At 51.3% G+C, this 8,218-nt stretch carries 10 protein-coding genes; 4 read left to right on the forward strand and 6 right to left on the reverse strand.

The features are described from left to right. The 4 genes from NZ772_09180 to NZ772_09195 all read right to left on the reverse strand — a co-directional run. Positions 1 to 767, reverse strand: a 767-nt coding sequence (locus NZ772_09180) for a cation-transporting P-type ATPase (GenBank protein MCS6813724.1), incomplete at its 3' end; no start/stop codon positions are given. Between the two features lie 166 nt (positions 768 to 933). Next, positions 934 to 1,113 carry a hypothetical protein gene (locus NZ772_09185; protein ID MCS6813725.1) on the reverse strand — a complete coding sequence of 60 codons (180 nt, stop codon included), beginning with the start codon at positions 1,111 to 1,113 and terminating at the stop codon, positions 934 to 936. Positions 1,114 to 1,350: 237 nt separating this feature from the next. Further along, positions 1,351 to 1,482 carry a hypothetical protein gene (locus NZ772_09190; GenBank protein ID MCS6813726.1) on the reverse strand — a complete coding sequence of 44 codons (132 nt, stop codon included), beginning with the start codon at positions 1,480 to 1,482 and terminating at the stop codon, positions 1,351 to 1,353. A gap of 208 nt (positions 1,483 to 1,690) precedes the next feature. Further along, the gene (locus tag NZ772_09195; protein MCS6813727.1) at positions 1,691 to 1,867 is read right to left on the reverse strand and encodes a hypothetical protein; all 177 of its coding nucleotides are present in this window, start codon (positions 1,865 to 1,867) and stop codon (positions 1,691 to 1,693) included. A 704-nt stretch (positions 1,868 to 2,571) separates the two neighbouring features. On the opposite strand from NZ772_09195, the gene NZ772_09200 reads away from it, so the two are divergent. Beyond that, complete coding sequence (locus NZ772_09200) at positions 2,572 to 2,706, forward strand: hypothetical protein (GenBank protein MCS6813728.1); 135 nt, start codon at positions 2,572 to 2,574, stop codon at positions 2,704 to 2,706. Positions 2,707 to 2,744: 38 nt separating this feature from the next. Here the strand turns inward: NZ772_09200 and dacB are convergent, their stop codons facing one another. After that, complete coding sequence (gene dacB / locus NZ772_09205; protein ID MCS6813729.1) at positions 2,745 to 4,280, reverse strand: D-alanyl-D-alanine carboxypeptidase/D-alanyl-D-alanine-endopeptidase; 1,536 nt, start codon at positions 4,278 to 4,280, stop codon at positions 2,745 to 2,747. A gap of 227 nt (positions 4,281 to 4,507) precedes the next feature. Continuing rightward, entirely contained in the window at positions 4,508 to 5,425 is a 918-nt protein-coding gene (locus NZ772_09210) for a histone deacetylase (protein ID MCS6813730.1), read from the reverse strand. Between the two features lie 73 nt (positions 5,426 to 5,498). Between NZ772_09210 and NZ772_09215 the strand changes: the two genes are divergently transcribed. The 3 genes from NZ772_09215 to NZ772_09225 form a co-directional block, all read left to right on the forward strand. Next, positions 5,499 to 6,014 (forward strand): hypothetical protein, encoded by a 516-nt coding sequence (locus tag NZ772_09215; GenBank protein ID MCS6813731.1) that lies wholly within the window; start codon positions 5,499 to 5,501, stop codon positions 6,012 to 6,014. 99 nt (positions 6,015 to 6,113) lie between these two features. Further along, the gene (locus NZ772_09220; protein ID MCS6813732.1) at positions 6,114 to 6,560 is read left to right on the forward strand and encodes an NUDIX domain-containing protein; all 447 of its coding nucleotides are present in this window, start codon (positions 6,114 to 6,116) and stop codon (positions 6,558 to 6,560) included. 60 nt (positions 6,561 to 6,620) lie between these two features. Beyond that, positions 6,621 to 8,218: M1 family metallopeptidase (locus NZ772_09225; GenBank protein MCS6813733.1), on the forward strand; the 1,598-nt coding region annotated here is incomplete at its 3' end.

The raw sequence follows: 8,218 nt of genomic DNA on the forward strand, positions 1-8,218 counted from the left end.
GCCTGGGCCGTGCCGCTCACCACCGTCGTACCCAGGAAGCAGACGTTGGGCCAATCCAGGGGCGGGGTGTGGGCCTCCCGCAACCGTCGGATCTCCTCCGGCGATACGTCCGCCATCTTTTCCACCGGCAGAGATTCCCCTGTTAGCACTGCCTGACTGACGAACAAATCCTTTGAGGTCAACAGCCGTACGTCTGCGGGAATCATATCGCCAGCAGACAGCGCCACAATGTCGCCGGGAACCAGTTCGCTCAGGGGCACTTCCCGGCGAGTTCCGGGGACATCCAGGGTCTCGCGACGAATGACTGTTGCGGTCGTGCTGACCAGAGCTTTCAGTTTCTCAGCAGCTTGAGTCGAACGGTATTCCTGGAAAAACCGCAGAAAGCCGCTGACCAGCACCATGATGGACAGGATAATTACAGTTTTGAGGCTTCTATCTTCAGGAGCAGCCAGGGCATAGTCCAGAACATAAGAAACCACTGCCAGTGCCACCAAGATCCAGACAAAGGGATTGTTGAATGCCTTAAATAACTGTGCGTACCAGGTGGGGGGCTTTTCGTGACTGACTTCGTTTTTGCCATACCTGCGCAGGCGATCGCGGACATCAGCTTCAGTCAAGCCTTTACGACTACTGTCGAGCGATCGCAACACTTGATCGATATTGTTGCCCGCTTCTTCCAGGGCACGCAACGATAGCTTGGCGCTTTCCAGGGCGCGATCGCTGGCATTGCCCCGCCCGCGCCGAACTGGGGTGGAAGTATTCCGCATGACTCACCTCCTCTCGTTAATGGGATAGATGTTCAAACAGTCCAAAACAACCAGTTAACTAACAAAACTCATCTGCTCTGACCCAAAAACTTACAGCTCTACCACAGAGGTGCAGAGAACACAGAGCAATACCTCAGTGTCCTCTGTGTCTCTGTGGTGAAACAGATTAGACCGAGGGAAGGAGGCAAAGCTCACCGGGCTGCTCATCCTGTGCTGGTTTGCGAGCAGCCGCACGCTTCATCCAGCCATCAATCCAGCGCCCAAACAGCACCTTGAGAAACTGACCACAAACAACTGCCAACACATCATCAATGTGATCGAGAACAAATTCAAATACTACGAGCATGATACTCACCTCCCTAGACAGCCATGGCTTTCAATTCAGAGCCAGTTTGCAAAAAAACAATGCAATTCTACAGGCTAATTTTTCAATTTCACGGCACGAAAAATTAACCCATTTCGACCTCACAAACAGAGGATTTGAAACAGGAGAAAGCACAAGTTTCGTAACAGAAACCAACCCGCCTCTTTTAGGCACTCAACCGCAAATGGTTGATAAAGTGTTTGAAAATTATCTGGCGGTTTAAACCACAACTACACGATCGCTAGAAAAGACAACCCGCTCCCAGCGCACGTAAGCGCACTGTAGCCCTATGAGCATGGGTTTTGTAGTTGCAATTTTGAATCCCAGGGTTTGCCAGTGCCGTTGATCCATGAATAGCGATGCACGAGCGTTAGCAAACTTTCAGCAAGGACTCAAGCCGTCACCACGAGCCTCAACGGCAACCATACCCCAGCCTTTACGGATTTAAGTCGGGGTGCCTACCCGCTATCAAAATAAGCATCTAAGATCTTCCATCGTTCATCTCCTTTATCGGTACAATCGCCGTGCCCAGTGGCGATCAGGAGATGAATCCGGGACTCTAGACTAGAGTCATACTGGGCAGATTCATCATTACGCTCGCGTGAACGCGATACGCAGTCAAGATCGCCCCCAGACCACGCGCAGGGTGAGGGTCAGGGTCTTCGTCAGACATTTGGTCAAGCACAACGGTTTCTCGATTCGTTGCAAAAATGCAACTACTACCAGAAGCCTCCATTGATTCAATCTCCTAAAAATGAAAGAATAATGAATAAACAGTCAGTTGCGATGCTTTCACCGCCATTTGCAACTATAACGTTGACCATCTCCTATGTCAACCAATTCGATCCTGAAAAAACGAGGAAAAAAATAAAGTTGTGGGAATCGCTGTGCAATAACTTTGATCCTTACTGTTTCCTGCGATTCATGATAGAAAAAAGCTTAAAGTTACTGATTGAGTATACTAATCTTGCACTCTCTCACCATATCGACGGAACTGCCAACATCAGCGTTGAGTGTAGAAAGGGACGAGAGTATGTCACCTTTGCGGAATCCTCTCTAGATTTCATCTAGCAGTGCAGGTTGCTGTCCTGGCCTCCAAACCTTAGGGGATCTTTCACTGTTCATTATCCCCTGCTGCACCGTAGGGCCGGAAGTGAAGATAAGGATGAAGGATAGGAGGGAAGCTATAAAGACACAAAGAAAAACACAAAGGCCCAGAGTGTGGGTAGGTGAGAAGGAGGGTCGATGTTGTTATCTAAGTAGAGTGTGAACGTGATGCGAAATTGGGCCAGCTAAGCAATTCACCGTCATCCCTTCCCAGACTTTTGCCATGGACAACGATTGCAGAAAACGGTGACCATCCTAGCAGAGTACCTAGGGGAACGTGTGCCCTAGACGAGTGGGAGTACCTCAGAGAGCCGTAGTATCTACCAGTTTTGGGTGAATGAGCGGGGGCAACCAGAACCCATCTTGGTGAGTCATCGACCCAGGGTGGTTGTGCGAGCCAATCAACCAGCAGTTATCTTTGCCTTGAGTGGAAATGGTGGTTGGGGTATGGGCACTGTTGCAACCTAAATGGAAACGACTCCTAGAATTGAAGCGATTACAGTCAACTAGCAACGATCCAGGCGGCCGAGCAGTAATACGATGTCATCCAGTGCTCGTCGCAGCGTAGCCGTGGACTGTTCCGATTGGTTGACGACGATCGCAAACACCAGAGTTGGACGATTAGGGAGGGTCAGATAGCCTGCCAAGGCCACAACCCCGCTGAGGGTGCCAGTTTTACCTTGGAGGTTGCTGGCGACTACTGTGCCTTGGAACCGTCCTGCTAAGGTACCTGTTTGTCCTGCCATGGCTAGAGACTTGCGATAGATCATCGCCTGGGGAGACATCGCCATGCTCTGTAAGAGTTGCACTACGGCTTCTGGGCTGACCAGATTATGGCGCGATAGCCCAGAGCCATCGGCCAGCAAATAACCAGATGGATCTACGCCTAGTCTAGTCAAGGCAGTGCGGAGGCGATCGAGTCCTGCTTGGGTAGCGTCTCGATTAGGAGATTGGGTAGCCCCCAGTTGGCGCAATAGAGCTTCAGCATAGAGATTGTTGCTAAGTTGGTTGGTGGTGGTGATCAATTCAGCGATCGGCGGAGAGAAGGTGAACGCCAGCTCTGGATCACTAGGCTGGTTGGGAGAAGATAGCACACCAGCACGATCTACTCTGATGCCTACTGCCATTAGGGTTGCCCGCAGCCGCCGCAGGAAATAGGACGCAGGTTCCAGCACCGATACGGCTACGTCAGCCGGATCAGACCCAGCGAGCAATTGTCCCCGCAGGTACAGTCGGGGAACTCTAGGATCTTGCTCTAGATTGAGGATTTCTGGCTCCGGAGGGCTAACCGTCTTGGATTGGTTATCTACCTGCCAGCGCCTGCCCTCATCAGCATCTGTCCAAGCTACGGCCAACGGTTCACCCACTGAGGTTGGTTGCAGTTGTAACCCAACCACGTTTTCATTGAGGATGAGACTGTTGACCGGAGGGCCATAGCCCAACTGCACATCCTCCCAAGCCCAGGAAGGCACGATCGCCGACCCTCGCAGATAGGAATCATCTACCCACAGTTGAGAAACTCGCTGCACTCCCCGTCGCTTGAGTTGCTCAGCTAGCTGTTGGAGGTGACGATCGCTGAAGCTAGGGTCACCGCGTCCCACTACCTGCAACCGATAACCAGTTCCACTAGGGGCACCATAGACCGAGGTGCGAATGCGGTAGCCAGCCCCCAGTTGGTCGAGTGCCGCAGCGGTTGTAAACAACTTTGCCATCGATGCCGGGATAAAGAACCGACGAGCATCGCGACTATACAGCGTTTGTCGATCAGCCGCCGTAGGCGATAACGTTTGCACCAAGACTCCCCAGCGGGCACGGGCAAACTGGGGTTGGTCAATGATAGCGTTGATTCCCTGGTTGAGCTGACTGATACATAGCTGGGCAAGGGTAGGACTGGGGAATAGGCTGACGGTGAGCATCACGGTTGCGATCGTGATCAGGCGCTGCCGTTCCCTTGGAGTTAGTCTAGAAAACCCAACGTTGGCCACTGGTTTCCAGCAATACTGCACAAACTGTTGGAGCATAGCCGTGGCTAGTTCCGACATGGTTAACTCAATCTCCTAAACTACGCACAGCCAACACTAACATTGCTCAAGGTTATTCATCTAGGTTTCAAGAGTCTGGAGCCAGAGCCTGCTGCCCTAGATAGGTTGCATATACAGCCAAAACTGGCTGGTTAAGACAGATTGATCGCCATTGAGGCTCATAGTGCTAAATCCTTACTACCAACATCCTAACTGGACTATTAAGGCCCACGATGAGGTTTTGTTCCCTATAACCGATAGTGGTAGAACACTTGGCCAGCAGCCCGATGGAGGAGGGAGTGACGATAAACCAGCGCTTCTAGGTCATCGGCATAGCCACCGCCAATCACGCAAGCAACTGGATAACCCTGGGAAACACAGGTGCTAAGTACCTGCATCTCGCGACGAAATAGGCCGCTATCGGTCAGGGCCAGTTTCCCCAGGCGATCGCCCCGGTGCGGATCTACTCCTGCATCATATAACACCAAGTCTGGTCGCACCTGAGTCAGAACATCGGGCAAATAAGTTGCTAGGGTTTGCAAATAGTCATCATCTTCCATGCCAACGGGCAACGGCACATCTAAATCACTCTGTTGTTTATGGCTGGGAAAGTTGGCCTCACAGTGCATAGAAAAGGTAAACACCGTGGGGTCATCCTGAAAAATGACAGCAGTGCCATCCCCTTGGTGGACATCTAAATCTACGATCAAGACACGCTGCACTAGCCCTTCCTGTTGCAACACACGAGCAGCAATCGCTAAATCATTAAAGATGCAAAACCCAGATCCATAACTAGGGAAAGCGTGGTGAGTGCCTCCAGCGGTGTTGCAGGCTAACCCATGTTGCAAGGCCAAGCGGGCTGTTAATACCGAGCCACCGACGGCGATGCAGGTGCGATTTGCTAGGGCAGTGCTCCAGGGCAACCCAATGCGTCGCAGGGCAGATGGAGCCAACGTGCCTTCACAATACGATCGGGCATAGTCAGCCGTATGCACCAACTCTAACCATGCAGGCGGGGGCAATTCTGGTATGTGAAACTGATCCAGAGTGGCTACCCCACTCGTCAACAGCATTTCCCGCAGTAAACGAAATTTCTCCATAGGAAACCGATGGCCTGGTGGTAGTGGCGCAACATAGTCAGGATGATAGACTAGGGGCAAATCCATAGAGTGACTCAGTAACAACGTAGCCGCTACTGTACTTTAATGTTTCACACTTAATTTCACCAGGAGACCACCCATGCAAGTCAAAACAGTTTGGCAACACGGTAGTTCCAACCCGGATAACGCTGCTAATTTTGCAAAAATCAGTGCGTGGTGGTCAGGGCTACATGGCAAAGAAGTGACTTGGCGACAGCGGATTGTGCCCCAGCTTTCACCACCAGAACAAGCTGCTTGGGAGCCGCCTCAGCGTTTTGACGAAGTATTTGTAATCAGTAATCCGCAAGTTCGCGGCATCACCCTATTCTGGTCTACCCCAGATAAGCCTGAGGAAAAAAGCACAACCCCCAGCAAGCTAGAACTACACGGTGACAGTCGCTTATACATCTATCTGCAATCCCAAAAGGATGTTGTGATTCAGGTAGCCATCCCTGAAGTAAAGTATGATGTCATCTCACTAACTAATCCGGCTGTGCAGTGTATTCCAGCCGGTGCTGGGTGCATTTTGGTGTTTAAAGATAATACTAGTCTGGTTGAAACGCGGATTGCGCTGACCGCTGACGCACTAGCACTGCTGAAGCAACAACTTCCGTAACATCTCCTGTAACATTTGTGAATTTCGCGGTTACACTGAGAAGTTATTGCGTTAGTGAGTTGTCCAGCTATCCTGGAGGCAACCAGTTTTTACAAGCTCATGAAAGACGAAGCATTTGGCATTGTTCCTGTTCACCGACATCCAGAGGGCGATCGGTTTCTGCTCATTCAGCACAACGCTGGACACTGGGGATTCCCCAAGGGACATGCCGAGGCGGGGGAGTCGCCGCTGCAAGCCGCTTGCCGCGAGTTTACGGAAGAAACGGGCATTCAAATGTTTACGGTCATTGACGATGTGTCCTTTACAGAACATTATGTCTTTCAAAAGGATGGTCAAAAAATCGCCAAGACAGTTATCTATTTCCCAGCATGGGTGCAAACGACGGAGGTGCATCACCAGGAAGCAGAAATTAAAAACTATGCCTGGGCCAGTTTTGACCAAGCAATGGCGCTGATTACGTTTCCGGCAGCGAGACAGGTTTTGCATGAAGCCCAGACATACTTGCAGACCAAGCAAGGCAACATAGATAAGCGGAAGCAGCATTAGGTTTCATCGGGAACAGTATCAAGTTTCAGTAATTGTGGACAAGTAGTTGTGGAGTAAGGTATGGGACAATTTCATGGGTATGGGTTGCACTGGCTGATCAGTACTGGCGAATCTCTTGACGATCGCTACCATTCCTTTGAATTACCCGGCGCTAAGCCCCATTACAGTCCCGATCGTCCCGGTCAGCTAGAACACATTGCCCTGGATTTGATCCTAGATATTCCTAACCAGTCCTATCAAGGAACCTGCACCATCCGCCTCAACCCAGTGCGCTCTGGCATTACTAGCCTTAACTTAGATGCTGTACAGCAGACTATCTACAGCGTCACTCTGGGCGATCGCCTCCAACCCTTTGACTACGACGGAGAACATTTGCACATTCAGCTTACCGAACCAACAACGGCTGGAAACCCCATCACCCTGACGATCGCCTACCGTGTGGATCAGCCCCAGCGTGGTCTTTACTTTGTAGCTCCCAATCAGCACTATCCCCATAAATCCGTACAAGTGTGGACTCAGGGGGAAGATGAAGATTCGCGCTTTTGGTTCCCTTGCTTCGACTATCCAGGGCAATTGGCCACCTCAGAGATTCGAGTAGCAGTGCCCAAGACGATGATGGCCATCTCTAACGGAGAGTTGGTCAGCACTGAAGAACAGGGCGACACCAAGATTTATCACTGGGTGCAACAGCAAGTTCACCCCTCTTACCTAATGACCTTAGCCGTCGGAGACTTTGCAGAACTGCGTGACGAGTGGCGGGGTAAGCCAGTGACCTACTATGTGGTCAAGGGACGGGAAGCCGATGCCCGTCGTAGTATGGGCAAAACTCCACGCATGATGGAATTTTTTAGCCAGACCTTTGGCTATCCCTATGCCTATCCCAAGTATGCCCAGGTCTGTGTAGAAGACTTTATCTTTGGTGGCATGGAAAACACATCCACTACGTTGCTGACCGATCGCTGTTTGTTGGATGAACGCGCCAGCCTAGATGACCAGCGCACTGAGAGTCTGGTGGCCCACGAGCTAGCGCACCAATGGTTCGGAGATTTGGTGGTGATTAAGCATTGGTCCCATGCCTGGTTAAAGGAGGGCATGGCTTCCTATGCTGAGGTGCTGTGGACAGCCCACGAATATGGGGCAGATGAAGCTGCCTATTACCTACTGCAAGAGGCTCAGAACTATCTGGCAGAAGACCGAGACCGCTATCGCCGCCCGATCGTGACCCATGTGTATCGAGAGGCGATCGAACTCTACGATCGCCATCTATACGAAAAGGGAGCCTGCGTTTACCACATGATTCGGCGAGAGTTAGGAGACGATCTGTTCTGGCAAGCCATCCGCACGTTTGTCAACGACAATGCCCATAAAACAGTAGAAACCGTAGACCTGCTGCGCGCCATCGAAAAGGCCACTGGACGCAATCTACTCTTTCTGTTTGATCAGTACGTGTTCCGAGGTGGTCACCCCGACTATAAGGTGGCCTACAGTTGGGATGCTGACAACAAACTGGCAAAGCTGACCATCACCCAAACCCAAGCCAAGGAGAATGACTCAAAAGACCTGTTTGATCTCAAGATTCCCATCGCTATTGGCTATCTTCAGCCAGCCCCTGACCCAACGTCAACCACCCAAGCTCAGCCTCCTACTCTCCAGTCCTT

It is taken from the genome of Cyanobacteriota bacterium (genome assembly GCA_025054735.1).
Taxonomy (GTDB): Bacteria; Cyanobacteriota; Cyanobacteriia; order SKYG9; family SKYG9; genus SKYG9.